Annotated in this window: 1 protein-coding gene; it reads left to right on the top strand. The window is 48.1% G+C overall.

The features are described 5' to 3' along the window. On the top strand, positions 1–368 hold a 368-nt coding region (locus KU854_RS24695; protein ID WP_472848988.1), incomplete at its 5' end, for an EF-Tu C-terminal domain-related protein. Between the last annotated feature and the right edge of the window lie 171 nt (positions 369–539).

Below are 539 nucleotides of genomic sequence, written 5' to 3'. Positions count from 1 at the left end.
AGAACGTTGGTGTTCTGCTGCGTGGTACTAAGCGTGACGAAGTTGAGCGTGGTCAAGTACTGGCTAAGCCTGGTTCAATCACTCCACACACTACTTTCACTTCAGAAATCTACGTTCTGTCGAAAGATGAAGGCGGCCGTCATACTCCGTTCTTCAAAGGCTACCGTCCACAGTTCTACTTCCGTACTACTGACGTGACCGGTACTATCGAACTGCCAGAAGGCGTTGAGATGGTAATGCCTGGTGATAACATTTCTATGACTGTTACTCTGATCGCGCCAATCGCGATGGACGAAGGTCTGCGTTTTGCTATCCGTGAAGGTGGCCGTACTGTAGGTGCGGGTGTTGTTGCTACTATCATCGCTTAATTTTAAGCTTTGTTAGCACAATGCTAGAAAAAGGACGCTTCGGCGTAATGCCAGTCAGTTAAGCTGACTGGCTTTCTTTTTATTGGGGTATTTCTTTGCCTTAGGCTTCACGGCTCTCGGGTATATTCGCTCTTCTCGCTTAATGGGCAACACATGATGTATCGCCTCCTC

Origin of the sequence: Enterovibrio paralichthyis (assembly GCF_019209835.1) — a bacterium.
In the GTDB taxonomy this organism is placed as follows: Bacteria; Pseudomonadota; Gammaproteobacteria; order Enterobacterales; family Vibrionaceae; genus Enterovibrio; species Enterovibrio paralichthyis.
This window is presented reverse-complemented; position numbering and strand designations above follow the sequence as displayed.